The sequence below is a fragment of the Leisingera sp. ABM4_060 genome, from assembly GCF_056158765.1.
Genome location: NZ_JBSWTX010000001.1, coordinates 2,996,993 through 3,014,502 on the forward strand (window position 1 = coordinate 2,996,993; position 17,510 = coordinate 3,014,502).

At 64.1% G+C, this 17,510-nt stretch carries 19 protein-coding genes; 10 read left to right on the plus strand and 9 right to left on the minus strand.

The features are described from left to right. The first annotated feature begins 17 nt into the window (after positions 1-17). Entirely contained in the window at positions 18-953 is a 936-nt protein-coding gene (locus ACXAEH_RS14300) for a DMT family transporter (RefSeq protein ID WP_475033694.1), read from the plus strand. A 103-nt stretch (positions 954-1,056) separates the two neighbouring features. Here ACXAEH_RS14300 and ACXAEH_RS14305 read toward each other — a convergent pair whose 3' ends face one another. Further along, on the minus strand, positions 1,057-1,761 hold the full coding sequence (locus ACXAEH_RS14305; RefSeq protein WP_475033695.1) for an SDR family oxidoreductase: 705 nt from the start codon (positions 1,759-1,761) through the stop codon (positions 1,057-1,059). Positions 1,762-1,856: 95 nt separating this feature from the next. Here ACXAEH_RS14305 and ACXAEH_RS14310 point away from each other — a divergent pair, with 95 nt between their 5' ends. After that, positions 1,857-2,693: a LysR substrate-binding domain-containing protein gene (locus tag ACXAEH_RS14310; RefSeq protein ID WP_475033697.1), complete on the plus strand. Its 837-nt coding sequence runs from the start codon at positions 1,857-1,859 to the stop codon at positions 2,691-2,693. 3 nt (positions 2,694-2,696) lie between these two features. Here ACXAEH_RS14310 and ACXAEH_RS14315 read toward each other — a convergent pair whose 3' ends face one another. The 4 genes from ACXAEH_RS14315 to ACXAEH_RS14330 all read right to left on the minus strand — a co-directional run bounded on the left by ACXAEH_RS14315 (position 2,697) and on the right by ACXAEH_RS14330 (position 5,608). Next, positions 2,697-3,068: an SPW repeat domain-containing protein gene (locus tag ACXAEH_RS14315; RefSeq protein ID WP_475033698.1), complete on the minus strand. Its 372-nt coding sequence runs from the start codon at positions 3,066-3,068 to the stop codon at positions 2,697-2,699. 142 nt (positions 3,069-3,210) lie between these two features. Further along, the gene (locus tag ACXAEH_RS14320; protein ID WP_475033700.1) at positions 3,211-4,170 is read right to left on the minus strand and encodes an AraC family transcriptional regulator; all 960 of its coding nucleotides are present in this window, start codon (positions 4,168-4,170) and stop codon (positions 3,211-3,213) included. A gap of 105 nt (positions 4,171-4,275) precedes the next feature. Beyond that, the gene (locus tag ACXAEH_RS14325) at positions 4,276-4,569 is read right to left on the minus strand and encodes a DUF1330 domain-containing protein (RefSeq protein WP_475033702.1); all 294 of its coding nucleotides are present in this window, start codon (positions 4,567-4,569) and stop codon (positions 4,276-4,278) included. A gap of 172 nt (positions 4,570-4,741) precedes the next feature. After that, positions 4,742-5,608 (minus strand): branched-chain amino acid aminotransferase, encoded by an 867-nt coding sequence (locus ACXAEH_RS14330; RefSeq protein ID WP_475033704.1) that lies wholly within the window; start codon positions 5,606-5,608, stop codon positions 4,742-4,744. Positions 5,609-5,768: 160 nt separating this feature from the next. Between ACXAEH_RS14330 and ACXAEH_RS14335 the strand changes: the two genes are divergently transcribed. The 7 genes from ACXAEH_RS14335 to ACXAEH_RS14365 all read left to right on the plus strand — a co-directional run bounded on the left by ACXAEH_RS14335 (position 5,769) and on the right by ACXAEH_RS14365 (position 12,118). Then, positions 5,769-6,272 carry a MarR family winged helix-turn-helix transcriptional regulator gene (locus tag ACXAEH_RS14335; RefSeq protein ID WP_475033706.1) on the plus strand — a complete coding sequence of 168 codons (504 nt, stop codon included), beginning with the start codon at positions 5,769-5,771 and terminating at the stop codon, positions 6,270-6,272. Positions 6,273-6,277: 5 nt separating this feature from the next. Beyond that, complete coding sequence (locus ACXAEH_RS14340; RefSeq protein ID WP_475033708.1) at positions 6,278-6,979, plus strand: response regulator; 702 nt, start codon at positions 6,278-6,280, stop codon at positions 6,977-6,979. Positions 6,980-7,107: 128 nt separating this feature from the next. After that, a complete protein-coding gene (locus tag ACXAEH_RS14345) occupies positions 7,108-8,034 on the plus strand; it encodes a histone deacetylase family protein (RefSeq protein WP_475033710.1) in 927 nt (308 codons plus the stop codon). Then, the gene (locus tag ACXAEH_RS14350; RefSeq protein WP_475033711.1) at positions 8,031-8,273 is read left to right on the plus strand and encodes an exodeoxyribonuclease VII small subunit; all 243 of its coding nucleotides are present in this window, start codon (positions 8,031-8,033) and stop codon (positions 8,271-8,273) included. The genes ACXAEH_RS14345 and ACXAEH_RS14350 overlap by 4 nt, the downstream gene beginning before the upstream one ends. A gap of 3 nt (positions 8,274-8,276) precedes the next feature. Beyond that, positions 8,277-9,176 carry a polyprenyl synthetase family protein gene (locus ACXAEH_RS14355; RefSeq protein WP_475033712.1) on the plus strand — a complete coding sequence of 300 codons (900 nt, stop codon included), beginning with the start codon at positions 8,277-8,279 and terminating at the stop codon, positions 9,174-9,176. Positions 9,177-9,219: 43 nt separating this feature from the next. Continuing rightward, a complete protein-coding gene (gene dxs / locus ACXAEH_RS14360) occupies positions 9,220-11,148 on the plus strand; it encodes a 1-deoxy-D-xylulose-5-phosphate synthase (protein ID WP_475033714.1) in 1,929 nt (642 codons plus the stop codon). A gap of 22 nt (positions 11,149-11,170) precedes the next feature. Next, positions 11,171-12,118: a restriction endonuclease gene (locus tag ACXAEH_RS14365; RefSeq protein WP_475033716.1), complete on the plus strand. Its 948-nt coding sequence runs from the start codon at positions 11,171-11,173 to the stop codon at positions 12,116-12,118. Here the strand turns inward: ACXAEH_RS14365 and ACXAEH_RS14370 are convergent, their stop codons facing one another. Further along, positions 12,119-12,988, minus strand: coding sequence for an SDR family oxidoreductase (locus ACXAEH_RS14370; protein ID WP_475033718.1), 870 nt, complete (start codon positions 12,986-12,988; stop codon positions 12,119-12,121). 74 nt (positions 12,989-13,062) lie between these two features. On the opposite strand from ACXAEH_RS14370, the gene ACXAEH_RS14375 reads away from it, so the two are divergent. After that, on the plus strand, positions 13,063-13,698 hold the full coding sequence (locus tag ACXAEH_RS14375) for a class I SAM-dependent DNA methyltransferase (protein ID WP_475033720.1): 636 nt from the start codon (positions 13,063-13,065) through the stop codon (positions 13,696-13,698). Positions 13,699-14,046: 348 nt separating this feature from the next. Here the strand turns inward: ACXAEH_RS14375 and ACXAEH_RS14380 are convergent, their stop codons facing one another. Genes ACXAEH_RS14380 through ACXAEH_RS14390 form a run of 3 tightly spaced genes read right to left on the minus strand, consistent with a single transcriptional unit; the run spans position 14,047 to position 17,485 of the window. Next, complete coding sequence (locus ACXAEH_RS14380) at positions 14,047-14,844, minus strand: carnitinyl-CoA dehydratase (protein ID WP_475033721.1); 798 nt, start codon at positions 14,842-14,844, stop codon at positions 14,047-14,049. A 1-nt stretch (position 14,845) separates the two neighbouring features. Continuing rightward, complete coding sequence (locus ACXAEH_RS14385; RefSeq protein WP_475033722.1) at positions 14,846-15,451, minus strand: DJ-1/PfpI family protein; 606 nt, start codon at positions 15,449-15,451, stop codon at positions 14,846-14,848. A 3-nt stretch (positions 15,452-15,454) separates the two neighbouring features. Next, on the minus strand, positions 15,455-17,485 hold the full coding sequence (locus ACXAEH_RS14390; RefSeq protein WP_475033723.1) for an acetate--CoA ligase family protein: 2,031 nt from the start codon (positions 17,483-17,485) through the stop codon (positions 15,455-15,457). Positions 17,486-17,510 lie beyond the last annotated feature (25 nt).

Sequence of the window (17,510 nt, forward strand, 5' to 3'; positions counted from 1 at the left end):
GGGCGCAGGTTCGCGTCATGGCAAAATCCTTAACATCGCATCGGCCTATGCTGGCGATCCTGCTCAAGGTGACGGCAATTGCGCTGTTCACCGCGCTTTCCGGGATCATCAAGGCCACCTCCGAGCACGTGCCGGCGGGCGAGGCGGTGTTTTTCCGTTCGTTCTTTGCGATTCCGGTGATTGTGGCCTGGCTGGCGATGCGCGGCGAGCTGCGGCACGGGCTGATCACCAGGAAACCGATGTTTCACGTGTGGCGCGGGCTGGTGGGGACATCGGCGATGGGGATGACCTTCATGGGGCTGGCGCTGCTGCCGCTGCCCGAGGTCACCGCCATCGGCTATGCCACCCCGATCTTCACACTGATTCTGGCAGCGCTGTTTTTGGGCGAGACCATCCGGCTGGTGCGGATTTCAGCCGTGGCGGTGGGCCTCTTGGGCGTGCTGATCATGATCTGGCCGCGCCTGGGCGGCGATCTGGAGGACGGCGCCATGCTGGGCGTGCTGCTGGTGGTCGGCGCGACAGTCGCCCGCGGCTTTGTTCAGATCCACATCCGCCGCATGGTGCAATCCGAACACACCGCCGCCATCGTGTTCTATTTCTCGCTGACCGCCTCTGCCCTGGCACTGCTGACGGCTCCCTTCGGCTGGGTGATGCCGGATGCGCAAACCGCGGCGCTCTTGGTCGGTGCCGGGCTGGTCGGCGGGGTGGCGCAGATCCTGGTCACCTCCTCCTACCGCTTTGCGCCCGCCTCGATGCTGGCGCCTTATGACTATGCCTCGATGATCTTTGCCATCGTGATCGGCTATGTCTGGTTCGCGGAATGGCCGACGCTGGTGATGCTGGCGGGCGCGGCGCTGGTGATTGCCGGCAATGGACTGGTGATCTGGCGCGAGCACCAGCTGGGGCTGCAGCGCGGCAAGGCCAAGCCGATGATCGACCCAAAAGGCGGATAACAGGCTCTAACTAGCGTATTTCGCGGCTGGAGCCCGCAAGGGCGACGCGCCCGCCCCCCAGCTAAGGGGCGGGCGCACCCCGCCTGCGTCCAGGCGGAACAGGTCAGATGGCGCGAGTTAGTGCGCCATCCACACGGATGTTCTGGCCGGTGGTATAGGCGGCATCATCCGAGGCCAGATAGGCCACCAGCGCCGAGATCTCACGCGCCGTGCCATAGCGTCCCATCGGGATCCGCGCCTTGCGGTCCTCGGCCTCCGGCAGGCTGTCGATGAACCCCGGCAGCACGTTGTTCATCCGCACGCCCTGGGCGGCGAACTTGTCGGCAAACAGTTTGGAAAAGCTCGCGAGCCCCGCCCGGAACACGCCGGAGGTCGGGAACAGCGGATCCGGTTCGAACACCGCAAAGGTCGAGATATTGATGATCGATCCTTTGCCCTGCGCCGCCATGACCGGTGCCACCAGGCGGGTGGGCCGGATCACGTTCATCAGGTAGAACTCCATCCCCAGATGCCAGTCGTCATCGCTGATCTCCAGGATGTCGCCCTTGGGGCCATGGCCTGCCGAGTTGACCAGCACATCGATCCGCCCCCAGCGCTCCATCGCCTTGTCCACCAGCGCCTGCAAGTCGCTTTGCTCCATGTTAGAGCCGGTATGGCCCACCCCGCCCAGCTCCTGTGCCAACGCTTCGCCCTTGCCGGAGGAAGACAGGATGGCGACCTCATATCCCTGTTCGTGAAGATGGCGGGCGGCATCTGCGCCCATGCCGCTGCCTGCGGCGGTGAAGAGAGCAACTTTGGTCATATCCATACTCCTTTGCTTGCCCCAAGGATGGGGGCTACAGACGCGCTTGACCAATCATGTCTCATCGCGCAAGGCTGTAGAAAAACTACTGGCTGAACCTGATGCGCCTGCCCAACCTCAATGCCCTGCGGATGTTTGACGCCGCCGCCCGCCACCTGAATTTCGGCCGCGCGGCGGAAGAACTGCACCTGACGCAAGGCGCGGTGGCGCAACAGGTGCGCAGACTGGAAGCGGATCTGGGCCACAAGCTGTTCCACCGCCATGCCCGCGGCCTGACGCTGACCGACACAGGGCGCAGCTACCACGCCCCGGTCCGGCAGGCGCTGGAACTGATCCGCGAAGCGACGGACAAGCTGGCCCCGGCGGTGCAGCGGGTGACGCTGTCGGTGCCGCCCTCCTTTGCCGCCAAATGGCTGGTGCCGCGGCTGCCGGAGTTCGAGGCCGCGCATCCGGATATCGACCTGCGGGTGGTGGCAGAGGAAAGCCTGACCGATTTCAAGCGGGACGGCATCGACATTGCCATCCGCCAGGGCGGCAAACCGCAGGAAAGCGGGCTGAATTCCGCGCTGCTGTCACTGGTGGATCTGGTGGCGGTGGCCAAGGCAGATATGACTCTAGACAACGGAAAACAGATCGAACTGACCGATCTTGCGGCGCAAACCCTGATCCAGGACGGGCACCGGCACTGGGACTTGCTGCTGCGGCAGGCCGGCCTGTCAGCCAAAGGCCGTGTGCTGCAGTTCAACCAGACCGCCTTGGCGATGGATGCCGCCCTCAATGGCCAGGGGCTCGCGCTGGTGCCGCGGATTTTCCTGGGCAGTCAGCCTTTGCAGATCCTGTGGCAGGCGCCACGGCTGGGGGATCAGGGCTTCTACGTGCTATGGCCCAGCACAAAGGGCCGGGCCAAGGCAGTGGTGGACTGGCTGCTGCGCCAATAGAGATCAGGCCGACGCGGCCTCGGCGCTTTCCGGCGCGCTGAGCGAAATCACCGCCACCACGGCTGCGCCATTCAGCAGGTAGAAAGCCGCGTCCAGCCCGGCAAAGCCGAACAGGAAAGGTGCTGCCAGGAAGGTCAGGCCGACAATCAGATCCACGGTCAGATGCAGCTTGTACGGCAGCACCCGGATCAGGCCGAGGTGATGGTCGGTCAGCACTGTCAGCACAAAGGCAGCAATGCCGGTCACCACAGACAGCCACAATGCCAGCGGGTTGCTTTCGCCAAGGCCCAGCAGGAACGGCAGCCCCATCAGGGCGATGGCAACGGGGTAGTCGAGGTAAGCGTGGATGGTGCGGGTGACAAAACGCAGAGACATGGGTCAGGTCCTTGTGATTGAGGATGTCTTGGCCGCAGCTTTGCGGCTCTGACCCCAATCTGACCTCTTACTCCTGGACGTTGAATTTCAGATCATCTGGCAAACATTGCAGATCGTCCGGAACTCCGGCGGCATAACCGGATCACGCCGCCACATGCTGCTGCCGGTAGGCAGCGGGCGACATTCCGACCTGCTTGCGGAACACGCGCGAGAACGCCGCCTCGGAGGCATAGCCTGCCAGCTCCGCCGCATCGGCCACGTTCATCCCCTGTTCCGTCAGCCCCTGGCAGGCAATCTGCATTCGCCAGGTGGTCAGGTATTGCATCGGCGTCACCTCCATCTTGGCGGTGAATTCCTGCGCAAACGCCGTGCGCGACATGCCGGCCTCGCGCGCCAGCCCTTCAACGCTCCACTCCTGCGCCGGGGACTGGTGGAAGGCGGTCAGCGCCCGCGAAATCCGCGGATCGGCAAAGCCCGCCAGGGCTGAGCCGCTGGGGCTTTGGTGCTCCAGATAGGCGCGGATCGCCTGGGCAAACAGCACCTCTGACAGTTTCAGCGCAATCAGGTCGCCGCCGATGCGGGCGCCATTCACCTCCGACCCGATCATCCGCAGGGTCGCCTCAATCCAGGCGCCGGCCTCCTCGCCGTAGTTCTCGATCACGATGAAGGGCGGCAGCCGGTCGATCAGCATATGGCCGGTGCCGCGCCGCCCCGGCATGACGGCAAAGGAGAAGTGGCCGCAGATCAGCTGGGTATCGCGCCCCGCGCCCTCGCCGCCGTAAACCAGCACCCCGCCGCCATCATATCCGGCCTCCTCCAGCACCTGCTCCAGCGGCAGCGCCTCCAGCGGCTGCACCTCGTTGCACAACAACATATGCGCCGCCCCATGCGGGATCAGCACCAGATCCCCCTGTTTCAGCCGCAGGGTCTCGCCGGTTGACGGCACATGCACTTTCAGCTCGCCCCGCTGCACGAAATGGAAACGGGCGACGTTTTCATAAGGCGGCACTTGAATCCCGAACGGCGGGGTAAAGGATGTGCGGAAATAAAACGTCCCCTTGAGGGAGAGCCGGGTGAGAATATCGCTGAGCAGGTCCAACATGGCGGCTATGTTAGGTGTCTGGCACCCGGCGTCCATGGTTCAGGACGATCTGCAAGGGAATGTGAACGGCCGGGCAAAGACGCATCCCGGCCGGCCCCGGCTGGATCACGCCTCAACAATGCCGATCTGATAACGCAGAAACGCCCGCTGCCGGATCTCTTTCAGTGCCTGATACTCGGCGCTTTCAAACACCCGGTCTACCGCGGCCCGGTCGGGATAGCGGACAATGGTCACCATTTCCGGCAGCGCGTCTCCGATGATGGTCTCGGAAATCTCGAACCCTTGAACAATCTCCGCCCCGACGTCCTCCAGCAGCGGCTTGGTGGTTCCCAAATACATGCTCAGCGCTTCCAGATCATCCGGGTTCACCGTTGTCAGCGCAAATACCGTGACTGCCATTATCCTCACCTGCCCTTTCAGGCCCTTTTCCGCAGGCCTGCCCCGCGCCCCTCAGGCGTTATGCCACCGCAAACGCAGCAAATAAACCATTGAGCTGACGTTGCGGCGCCCGGGCAAAGAAAACCCCCGCTTGCGGGCGGGGGTTTAATGAGACTGCTGCTGGCAACGGCGCTTAAGCGCGCACCAGCTTCTCGTAGTCTTCAGCGATCTCGCGGGTCAGCGCACCGACCTCAAACTTGTAGGGGCCGATTTCGCCAACCGGGGTCACCTCGGCGGCGGTGCCAGTCAGCCAGCACTGTTCGAAGTCTTCCATCTCTTCCGGCTTGATGCGGCGCTCATGCACAGTGATGCCCTTGTCCTTGAGCATCCCGATCACGGTCTGGCGGGTGATACCATTAAGGAAGCAGTCCGCCAGCGGGGTATGCACCTCGCCATCCTTCACAAAGAAGATGTTAGCACCGGTCGCCTCGGCCACATAGCCGCGCCAATCCATGAACAGCGCGTCCGAGCAGCCCTGCGCGGTCGCCTTGTGCTTGGAGATGGTGCAGATCATGTAGAGGCCGGCCGCCTTGGCGTGGACCGGAATGGTTTCCGGCGAGGGGCGTTTCCACTCGGCAATCGCCAGTTTGGCGCCCTGCATCTTTGCGTCGCCGTAGTAGGCGCCCCAGCCCCAGACCGCGATTGCCATGCGCACCGGGTTGGCGGCGGAGGCCACACCCATGTCGTCACCCGAGCCGCGCCAGACCAGTGCCCGCACATAGGCGTCCTGCAGGCCGGAAGCCTTCAGGGTCTCTTCCTTGGCCGCCTCGATCTGGTCGACGGTATAGGGCATCGGCATGTCCAGCGCCTCGGCCGAAGCAATCAGGCGCTCGGAATGCTCGCGGCTCTTGAAGATCTTGCCGTTATAGGCGCGCTCGCCCTCAAACACCGAGGAGGCATAATGCATCGCATGGGTCAGGATATGCACCTTGGCATCCCGCCAGTCGATCAGTTCGCCGTCCATCCAGATCACACCGTCGCGGTCATCATAGCCTGCCATACCGCACCCTCCTAAACTCAGCGGAATTTCCATTAATTGCGCCCGATACGGCCGGTTCGGTCATAATCTTGCGCCAAAGCTGCGATTCGATACATCTTCGCCCTTGGAATGTCAACAAGGCTGACATAAACTGACCCCCAAGACAGACGAGGGGGCACCGATGCCGGAAGGGCGATCAGGGCAGGGCTACGGCGGCGAAAGCCTGCTGTTTCTGACAGATGAGCAGCTGCGCCAAGGGATCGAGGCAATGTTCTTTGCCTACCGCGGCTTCACCGCCGATCCGGACCGGATCCTGGCCGAAATGTCCTATGGACGGGCGCATCACCGGGCAATCCACTTCATCAACCGCTCGCCGGGCACCACGGTGAACAACCTCCTCAGCATCCTGGGCGTGACCAAACAGTCGCTGAACCGGGTGCTGCGCACGCTGATCGGCGACGGGCTGGTGATCAGCAAGGTGGGCGAACTGGACAAGCGCGAACGCCATCTCTACCTGACCGAACAGGGCGCGGCGCTGGAGGCGGAGCTGTCGGACGCCCAGCGCGCCCGGATGCGCGCCGCGTATAAAGACGCCGGCCCCGAAGCGGTGCAGGGCTTCAAGAAGGTGCTGGAAGCGATGATGGATGCGGACATGCGCCGCGCCTATGCCAAGCTGCGGGATTGAACCACATGAGCATGAACGACGCCCATCTGCTGATCGTGGATGATGACGAGCGCATCCGCGGATTGCTGAAGAAATTCCTGATGCGCTCGGGCTTTCTGGTCACTGCCGCGCGCGATGCCGCCCATGCCCGCCGGGTGCTGGCGGGGCTGGATTTCGACCTGATCATCATGGATGTGATGATGCCGGGCGAGGATGGCATCTCGCTGACCCAGTCGCTGCGCGAGAGTATGGCCACCCCGATCCTGCTGCTGACCGCCAGGGGCGAGACCGAAGACCGGATAGCCGGGCTCAAGGCCGGCGCCGACGACTACCTGCCGAAACCCTTTGAACCCAAGGAGCTTTTGCTGCGCGTGAATGCCATCCTGCGGCGGATGCCAGATACCACGGCGCAGGACAGCGCCCCGAAGGTGCTGCATCTGGGCGCCATCCGCTACGACATCGAGCGCGGCGAGATGTGGCAGGGCGACGAGCTGATCCGCCTGACCGGCACTGAAAGCCAGCTGATGAAAATTTTCTCGGCCCAGCCCGGCGAGCCGGTTTCCCGCACAAAGCTGGTCGAGGACCTGGGCCGCGACCGCGGCCAGGCGCAGGAGCGCGCAGTGGACGTGCAGATCACCCGCCTGCGCCGCAAGATCGAGCCGAACCCGAAACAGCCGCAGTACCTGCAAACCGTGCGCGGCGCCGGCTACATGCTCGCCCCCGACTAACCCACCCGGCCACTTCTTCTGGCTGAAAATATCCCGGGGTCCGGGGCAGCGCCCCGGGAATCCCCTTGCAGCCATACCCTGCCCCCTCCTAGGGTCGCGCCAAGACCCGCCGCAGGAGGAAGCCGCCAATGACCACCGCCCTGATCACCCATGCCGACTGCCTCGCCCATGTGACCCCTGACGGCCACCCGGAGCAGGTCGCGCGGCTCGAACACATCCTGCACGCGCTGGAGCCCTTGGAGCTGAAACGCGTCACCGCACCGATGGCGGCGGAAGACGACATCCTGCGCATTCACCCGGCCACTTACCTCGCGGACCTGCGCAAATCCTCCCCGTCCGAGGGCTGGGTGCAGATCGACGGCGACACCTTCATGTCCCCGGGCTCGCTGGATGCCGCCTTCCGCGCGGCCGGCGCGGCGGTGCGCGGCGTCGATATGGTGCTGGGCGGCGAGGTGCAGAACGCCTTTGCCGCGGTGCGCCCGCCGGGGCATCACGCCGAAACCGAAACCGCCATGGGCTTCTGCCTGTTCGGCAATGCAGCGCTGGCGGCAAAACACGCGCTGGACCATCACGGGCTGAAACGCGTCGCAGTGGTGGATTTCGACGTGCACCACGGCAACGGCACACAGGACCTTCTGTGGGACGAGCCGCGCGCGCTGGTCATCACCAGCCAGCAGATGCCGCTCTGGCCCGGCTCCGGCCGCCCGGATGAGGACGGCGCCCATGGCAATATCCTGAACATGCCGCTGGCGCCGGGATCGGGCAGGGCAGAGATGCAGGCGGCCTATGAAAGCCAGGCCTTCCTGCGCCTGCGCAGCTTCAAGCCGGAGCTGATCATCATCTCCGCGGGCTTTGATGCCCATCAGGACGACCCGCTCGCCAGCCTCAACTGGGCGACCGCGGATTTCGCCTGGCTCACCGCCGAGCTGTGTAAACTTGCAAGTGAACTCTGTGGGGGCCGTATCGTCTCGACTTTGGAAGGCGGATATGATCTGAACGCGCTGGCCGCGGCAACCCGCGCGCATGTGGAAGAATTGATGAAGGCACCGGCATGACTGAGACCCCCGTAGACCAGATGAGCTTTGAACAGGCGATGCGCGAGCTGGAAGGCGTGGTGGACCAGCTGGAACGCGGCGACGTTGCACTGGATGCCTCGATTGCCCTCTATGAACGCGGCGCGGCACTGAAGAAACGCTGCGAGGATGAGCTGAAGCGCGCCGAGGAAAAGGTTGCCGCCATCACCCTGGACGCGGGCGGCGCCCCCAAGGGCACCCAGCCGCTGGACGCCGGCTGAGCCATGACCGCCGCCGCAGACACCCAGTTCTCCCTAGAAACTGCGCGCCCCTTTGCGGAGGCGCTGAAAGACGCACAGACCAGCATCACAGCGCATATGCAGGCGCGGCTCGCAGGCGGTGACGAACTGCACGCCGCGATGCGCTATGCCATTACCGGCGGCAAGATGCTGCGCGGCTTCCTGGTGCTGGAAAGCGCCCGCCTGCATGAGGTTCCGGCCAAGGCTGCAATCGAGGCGGCACTGGCGATCGAATGCATTCACGCCTACTCCTTGGTGCATGACGACCTGCCCTGCATGGACGACGACGACCTGCGCCGCGGCCAGCCCACCGTGCACCGGAAATGGGATGAGGCAATGGCGGTGCTGGCCGGCGACAGCCTGCAAACCTTTGCTTTTGAACTGCTGGCAAGCCCGAAGGTTGGCCCCCATGCGCTGGAGCTGATCCGCGGGCTGGCGCAATCCTCCGGCAAAGACGGCATGGTCTCCGGCCAGATTCTTGATATTGCGGCAGAATCTGCGGCCGCACCGCTGACTTTGGAACAAATCACCAAACTGCAGAGCCGCAAGACCGGCTGCCTGATCGAATGGTCTGCCACCGCTGGCGCCGTGCTGGCGGGCGCGGACCCGGCACCGCTGCGGCAATACGCACGCGCCTTGGGCCTTGCTTTCCAGATCGCCGACGACATCTTGGATGTGGAAGGCGATGCCGCAAAGGTTGGCAAGGCCGTGCGCAAGGATGCGGATGCCGGCAAGGCGACCTTTGTTTCGCTGCTGGGGCTGACAGAGGCAAAAGCCCGCGCAAAAGATCTCTGCGAGGAGGCTTGTGCCGCACTGTCACCCTATGGTGAGGCCGCTGCAACCTTGAAGGAAGCCGCGCGTTTCGTTATTGCGCGCGACAGCTAACCCCCGCGCGACGCCGCTAAAAGGCGCAGCCCAAGGAGACACCATGTCCGACCGGCCCAAGACCCCGCTTCTGGACCAGATCACGCGCCCCGCGGATCTGAAGGGGCTGACGGATGCGCAGCTGGTGCAGGTTGCGCAGGAACTGCGGCAGGAAACCATTGCTGCCGTCTCTGTCACCGGCGGCCACCTGGGCGCGGGCCTGGGAGTGGTGGAACTGACCACCGCGCTGCACGCGGTGTTCGACACCCCGCGCGACAAGGTGATCTGGGACGTTTCCCACCAGTGCTACCCGCACAAGATCCTCACGGGACGCCGCGACCGCATCCGTACCTTGCGGATGAAGGACGGGCTCAGCGGTTTCACCAAGCGGTCCGAGTCGCCCTATGACCCGTTCGGCGCTGCCCACAGCTCCACCTCGATCAGCGCGGCGCTTGGCTTTGCCGTGGCGCGCGACCTCGGCGGCGTAATCCCCGAGGGCAACGGTGATGCCATCGCGGTGATCGGCGACGGCTCGATGTCGGCCGGCATGGCGTTTGAGGCGATGAACAACGCAGGCCACCTGGGCAAGCGGCTGATCGTGATCCTGAACGACAATGAAATGTCGATTGCCCCGCCGGTGGGGGCACTGTCCTCCTACCTGTCGCGCCTTTATGCGGGCGAACCTTTCCAGGAGCTGAAGGCCGCCGCCAAAGGCGCGGTCTCGCTGCTACCAGAACCCTTCCGCGAAGGCGCCAAGCGTGCCAAGGACATGCTGAAAGGCATGGCCGTCGGCGGCACCCTGTTCGAGGCGCTCGGATTTTCGTATCTCGGCCCCATCGACGGGCACAACATGGACCAGCTGCTGCCAGTCCTGCGCACGGTCAAGGCCCGCGCCACCGGCCCGATCCTGATCCATGTGCTGACCAAAAAGGGCAAGGGCTACGCCCCGGCTGAGGCTGCCCGCGACAAGGGCCATGCCACCGCCAAATTCGACATGGTGACCGGCGAGCAGAAGAAAGCGCCCTCCAACGCCCCCTCCTACACCTCGGTTTTCGGCAATGAACTGGTGAAACTGGCCGCCAAGGACGACAAGATCTGCGCCGTCACCGCCGCCATGCCCGATGGCACCGGCCTCAATCTGATGGCCGAACGCTACCCCTCGCGCACCTTTGACGTGGGCATTGCCGAACAGCACGGCGTGACCTTTGCCGCAGCGCTGGCGGCCGGCGGCATGAAACCCTTCTGCGCAATGTATTCCACCTTCCTGCAGCGCGGCTATGACCAGGTGGTGCACGACGTGGCGATCCAGCGCCTGCCGGTGCGCTTTGCCATCGACCGCGCAGGCCTCGTGGGGGCCGACGGTGCCACCCATGCGGGCAGCTTTGACATCGGCTTCATGACCAACCTGCCCGGCATGGTGGTGATGGCCGCCGCCGATGAGGCCGAACTGGCCCATATGGTCGCCACCGCTGCGGCCCATGACGACGGCCCCATCGCCTTCCGCTACCCGCGCGGTGAGGGTGAAGGCGTCGAGATGCCGGAAACCCCTGAAGTACTGGAGATCGGCAAGGGCCGTATGATCCAACAGGGCAAGCGCGTCGCCCTCCTGTCCTTCGGCACCCGCCTGGGCGAGGTCCGCAAAGCTGCCGAGGCGCTCTCTGCCAAAGGCATCACACCGACCATCGCCGACGCCCGCTTTGCCAAGCCGCTGGACCGCGATCTGATCCTGCAGCTGGCCGCAGACCACGAAGCGCTGATCACCATCGAAGAAGGCGCCGTCGGCGGCTTTGGCTCCCACGTGGCGCAGCTTTTGGCTGAGGAAGGTGTGTTCGACAGCGGGTTCAAGTTCCGCTCCATGGTGCTGCCCGACATCTTCATCGACCAGGCCAGCCCAGCGGATATGTACGAAGTTGCGGCGATGAACGCACCGCAAATCGAAGCCAAGGTGCTGGAGGTTCTGGGTGTGGCAACGATTGGCGAGAAGCGGGCTTAAAGCGGTTGCACGACACATTCCAGTGACTAAACCTATCAGAGAATTTCTGATAGGTTTTCTTATGCCGCTCCCTGATTATCAAACTATGATGCGCCCGCTTCTGAAGTTGTTCGCTGAGGGCAAACGCAATGTGAGTGAAGCATTGCCCTCTCTGCAACAGCAACTCGCTGTTTCGGATAAGGATGCGCAGGAGCTCCTTCCCAGTGGCAAGCAAACGATCTTCAGCAACCGGGCTCATTGGGCGAGAAGCTACATGGGTAAGGCAGGCTTGCTGGAAACCGTGGGCCGCAACAATCATGCCATAACCGAGAAGGGGCGCGACTATCTGGATCGTTTTCCAGAGCGGATCGATAATGCGGTACTTTCACAATCTGACGAATTCGAAAGTTGGCGAACATCTTACAAGCAAGAGCCAGAAGAAAAGCTGCGCTTGCCTTCGCTCGACGCGACTCCGGATGACAGAATAGTTGAAGCCTTTTCCGAAATCGAAAATGCCCTTTCACGCGATGTTATTGAAGCTGTTTTGTCGCTAACCCCAGCACGCTTCGAAAAGCTTGTTGTCGATCTACTATTGGCGATGGGCTATGGCGGCGGCTTTCTCGAGCGTGGCCAGCAAACCCGGTTATCAAACGACGGGGGTATAGATGGTATCATCAACGAGGACGAACTTGGGCTGGACGCAGTCTTTATTCAGGCTAAAAGATACGATCCTGACAACAAAGTTGGCCGCCCTGCTATGAATGCCTTTGTTGGTTCATTGACCGGAGAGGGGGCGACAAAAGGCGTTTTTGTTACCACCAGCGATTTCTCTAAAGAGGCGATAGAATACCTCAACAGAGTGCAGCACCGGATTGTGACTATAAATGGCGATCAACTCGCGCGATTGATGATTAAACATGAAGTTGGCGTCCGCGCACGAAAAACTTACGTACTGCGCTCCGTGGATGAAGATTACTTCAGTGGTGACTAGTCACACCCCCGGCGGCTCGGCAGGCGGCACAAAGCTCTCCATATCCTCGGCCTCCAGCACCGCCCGCAGACCCTCGCGGTAGGTGGGATAGAGCAGCTCCACCCCCAGCTCCTCCTTGATGCGGCGGTTGCGGACGCGCTTGTTCTCGCCATAAAAGCTGCGCGCCATCGGAGTCATGCCGGCCTCGTCAAAGGGCACCTCGGCCGGCACCGGCAGGCCCAGCAGTTCGGCAGCATGGCCCAGCACATCCTGCGGCGGCGCGGGGTCGTCATCGCAGACGTTATAGATGGCGCCCGGGCGCGGCTGCGCGATCGAGGCCGCCAGCACCTGGGCGATATCCTCTACATGGATGCGGGAGAACACCTGCCCCGGCTTGATGATACGCCGCGCCTTGCCCGCCATCAGCTTGGCAAAGGGGCCGCGACCGGGGCCGTAGATGCCTGCCAGACGGAAGATATGCAGCGGCAGGCCAGGGAGGGCCTGCCATTGCGCCTCCGCCAGGGCGCGCCAGTCGCCGCGTTCGCTGGTCGGCGCAACAGCGGCCGCCTCATCCACCCAGCCGCCATCCCGGTGGCCGTAAACCGCGGTGGTGGACAGATAGCCAATCCACTCCAAGCCCGGGGCCGCGGCAATCCGCTCCCCCATCGCGGCCAGCACCGGATCGCCCTGCGCATTCGGACCGATGGAGCTCAGGACATGCGTCACGCCTTCCAGCGGCACCTCCTGCCCCGGCCAGGTGAGCATCTCCACCCCTTCCGCCTGAACCGGCTCGCGCGAGGTGCCGATGACCCTCCAGCCCCCGGCCAGCAGACGCGGCGCAAGCGTGCGGGCGGTATAGCCAAATCCAAGACAAAGCAGCGTTTTCTTCATGGCCCTTAGATGCGTTGGCGAGGGCCGCTGTGCAAGGGTTGATTCAAATCCGCATCCGCCTTTTGATGGCGCCCATGGACACACAGAAACCGGGACTTTCAGACGCCTACGCCCTGCAGACGCCCTCGGAATCCAAACGGCTTTATGCAGGCTGGGCCAGCTCATACGATCAGGATTTCGCTGCCGGGCAGGATTACCTTCTGCCCGGATTGACTGCCAAGGCCTTTGCCGCCGCCGGAGGACAAGGCCCGGTGCTCGACGTCGGTGCGGGCACCGGCCTCTGCGGCCAGGCGCTGCAGACGCTTGGGGTGGGGCCAGTAGATGCCTGTGACATCAGCCCCGAGATGCTGGCCGAAGCGCTGCGCAAGGATGCCTACCGGGATGTGATCGAGGCCGACCTTCTGGACGGGATCCCGGTGCCCCGCGGCGCCTACCGCGGCGTGGTGTCCTCCGGCACTTTCACCCATGGCCATGTCGGTCCCGAAGCCCTGCCTGCCCTGCTGCGGGCCGCCGCGCCCAATGCGCAGTTTGCCCTGTCAGTGAATGCAAAATTCTATGAAAGGGCCGGCTTTGCCGCCGCCTTCGACCGGCTGCTGCGCGGCCAGTGGATCAAAGGCCTCACCCTGCCCGAGCTGCGCATCTATGGCCCGCGCGCGACCGGGGACCACAAGGACGACACCGCCCTGATTGCCCTGTTCCAGAAGGTCTAGGCGCCCCCGGTATCGCCGGGTAATGGGGTGAGCAAGCTTCCAGGAAACGCTCCGGGGGAGCGTTTCGCTTGCGAACGGGCGGAGCCCCAAGCCTCCGCGCGGCACGCGCGGCTTGCCCTTGAGGCGGTGAAACCGGGTATACACTTGGACTGGCTGCTTGAGGAGCAGACCTGCTCCTCAAGAGCTGCTCAGCGTGAACACCGCCGTGCACAGCACGGCGCCCGGCCCAACTGTGCAGGGACATCTTCAGATGTTCCAGAAACAGGCGGGAGCTCCCGCGCCCTTGGGAGCCACCTCCGGTGCCCCCCGCAGCCTTGGGCCCGGCAGCGCCCCTGGCGGCGCGCTGCGTCAGCGTCCTTTCCAGACCGGATCGCGCTTTTCGGCAAAGGCGCGGGCGCCTTCCAGGTTGTCCTCGGATCCGTAAAGCACATCCACGGTGGCCAGCTGGCGCTGGGTGATGCGGTTCATGGCGTCCTGGAATTTGGAATCCTCGGCGTCGCGCACGATTTCCTTGATCGCCGCATAGACCAGCGGCGGGCCGGAGGCCAGGAGCCGTGCCAGTTCCCAGGCCCGGTCCATCAGCTGGTCCGCCGCCACGATCTCGTTCACCAGGCCCCAGCGGTTGGCTTCTTCGGCATCAAACCAGCGCCCGGTCAGCAACAGCTCCATGGCGATGTGATAGGGGATGCGCTTGGGCAGTTTCACGCTGGCCGCATCCGCCACAGTGCCAGAACGGATTTCCGGCAGCGCAAAGGTGGCGTGATCGGCGGCTATGATCATATCTGCCGACAGGGCCAGCTCCAGCCCGCCGCCGCAGGCAATGCCGTTCACCGCCGCAATCACCGGCTTGTTCATGTCGCGCAGCTCCTGCAACCCGCCGAAGCCGCCAACGCCGTAGTCGCCATCAACTGCATCACCGCCTGCCGCCGCTTTCAAATCCCAGCCGGGACAGAAAAACTTCTCACCGCCGCCAGTCAGGATCGCCACCCGCAGCTCGGGATCGTCGCGGAAATCGCGGAACACTTCACCCATCACCTTACTGGTCGCAAGATCGATGGCATTGGCCTTGGGCCGGTCCAGCGTGACTTCCAGAATGGCGCCGTCGCGGCGGGTCTTTACGGGGCTGTTCTCGGGGCTGTCGCTCATGTCATGTCTCTCCTGACAGGCTGAAAGGGTCGTTATCGGGGTCCAGATTGGGCAGGTATTCCGCCCAAAGGGCTGCGTTTCCGGCGGCTTCGCGGCCCAGCAGGCGGGCCAGCACGGCCAGGCTCATGTCCATCCCGGCAGAAACGCCGGAGGAGGTGAAGACCTTGCCCGCCTCCACCCAGCGGGCGTGCTCCTGCCAGTCCGCCTTGTCCGACTGGCAGCGTACCCAGTCAAAGGCGCGCTTGTTGGAGGTCGCAGGCAAGCCATCCAGCACGCCGGCCCGGGCCAGCAATGCGGCGCCGGTGCACACACTCATCACGACCTCCGCATGACCCGCGGCCTGGCTCAGCCAGGACAGCATTGCCGCGTTCCCGGCCTCCGCCCTTGTGCCCATGCCGCCTGGCACCAGCAGCAGATCGTAGGCCGCACCGTCCGAAAAGCTGCGGTCCGGCACCACCTGCGGCCCGCCGGAACAGCGCACCGGCGCCGGGGTCTCCGCCACCGCGAGAATCCGGAAATCCTCGGGGAAATTCTTGAACATCTGGAGCGGCCCGAAGTAGTCGAGCATCTCAAAGCCTTCAAAAATGACCGCTCCGATGGTGCGCATGGCTCAGTATTTTCTCCGCATCAGCGCATCGGCTGCCACTGCATCCGCAGGCGTGCACAAGAGCGGGTTGATCTCGATCTCCTCCAGCCCCAGCGCGTTCTCCATGACATAGGCCTCAACCGCCCGGATGGCGCGCAGGATGGCTTCGCGGTCCGCAGCCGGGGCGCCGCGGTATCCGTCCAGCAGTTTGGCCACGCGCAAGGATTTCAGAGCGGTTTCAATCTCCGTATCCGCGGCCGGCAGCAGGAAGGAGGCGCTGTCCTCCATCAGCTCGGTCAGGGTGCCGCCCGCGGCCAATGTCATGACAAACCCATGCGCCGGGTCCTTGACCACACCGATCAGCAGCTCGGCCACCGCGCCGGTGACCATCTCCTCCACCAGGAAGTGCGAGGCCGGCATGTTGAACGCTGCATCGCTCACTTCCTGACCGGAATTCAGGTTCAGCGCCACGGCACCGGCTTCGGTCTTGTGCGCAACGCCTTCGCCTTTCAGCACCACAGGAAAGCCGACATCCACCGCCACTGCACGGGCATTGGTCGCAGAGGCTGCCCGCTTGGAGCGCGGGACGCGCAAGCCATAGCCGGAAAGCTGAAACTTGGCTTCGGCTTCGGGCACCAGATCCGGCTCGACAACCGGGGTCGGCAACAGCAGCGGTACCGGCGCTTCCGGCAACGGCATGCTGGCCGCTTCGCAAGCCGCAATAGCCTCGCTGAGGCCCGCAAAGGGCACAACGCCAGCGTCCATCAGCCGTGCGGCCACGTCCTCTGGCAGCAGTTCCGGCAGGGTTGCCACCAGGCCGACATTGGCGCCGGTGGCCTGATGCGCGCCGATTGCCGCCTGAATGGCGCATTCCCAGTCCGAGGCATCGCAGCGGTCGCTGCGCGGGAAATCAACAATCAGCATGGTCATCGCCAGTTGCGGGTCCATCATCGCCGCAAACGCCTTGGTCATCGCCTCGGTGTCGCGCCAGATGTAGGTGTGGTAGTCGAGCGGATTTGCCAGCGCCACCATCGGACCCAGCGCCTCGCGCAGGTCTGCTTTCTGCTGATCGTTCAGCGGCGGGAATTCAACGTTGCGCCCGTGGCCGGTATCCGCAGCCAGGCTTGCCTCCCCGCCGGAGCAGCTGATGGTTGCGATGCGGTTCGAGGGCAGCCGCCCCGCCGCATGCAGCAGCTTCAGCGTCTCCAGGAAGGAGGGCAGGTCATCCAGACGCGGAATGCCAAGGCGTGAGAGCAAAGCCCCGGCCCCCGCGTCACCGCCCGCAAGCGAGGCGGTATGAGAAACAGTTGCGGCCTGGGCCTCGGCCGATTTGCCCACTTTCAGCGCAATGACCGGCTTGCCCAATTCGCGCGCGCGGGCTGCCAGGGCCTCAAAGGCGCGCAAATCGCCAAAACCTTCGATGTGCAGGCCCAGCGCGGTGACGCGGTCATCTTCCAGCAGCGCCTCGCCAATCGCGGCAATGCCCGACTGCGCCTGGTTGCCCGCAGTCACCACATAGGCCACCGGCAAACCGCGCGTCTGCATGGTCAGGTTGATGGCGATGTTGGAGCTTTGGGTAACCAGCGCCACGCCCTTCTCTGCCCGTGCGCCGCCATGCTGGTCCGGCCACAAAAGCGCGCCATCCAGATAGTTGATGAAGCCATAGCAGTTGGGGCCAAGGAACGGCATGTCGCCCGCCGCTTCCAGCAGCTGCGCCTGAAGATCGGCGCCTTCTGCGTCCTCAGCAGCGGCCTCCAGAAACCCGGAGGCAAAGCACACGGCCCCGCCAGCCCCGCGCGCCGACAGCGCCCGCACCACCTCGATGGTGATGAAACGGTTCACCCCGATAAAGGCCGCATCAGGCGCCTCCGGCAGGCTGTCCACATCCTTGAAGGCAGGCAGGCCCGCGACCTCTTCGGCCTTGGGGTGGACAGGCCAGATGGTGCCCTCGAATCCCATTTTCTGACACTGCTCGATCACCAGGCGGCACCATGCGCCGCCGCCAATCACAGCAATGGTTTTCGGGCGGAAGAGGCGGGAAAGGTCGCGTGTCATTCTTGGCGGATCCGCTGTTTGAGAG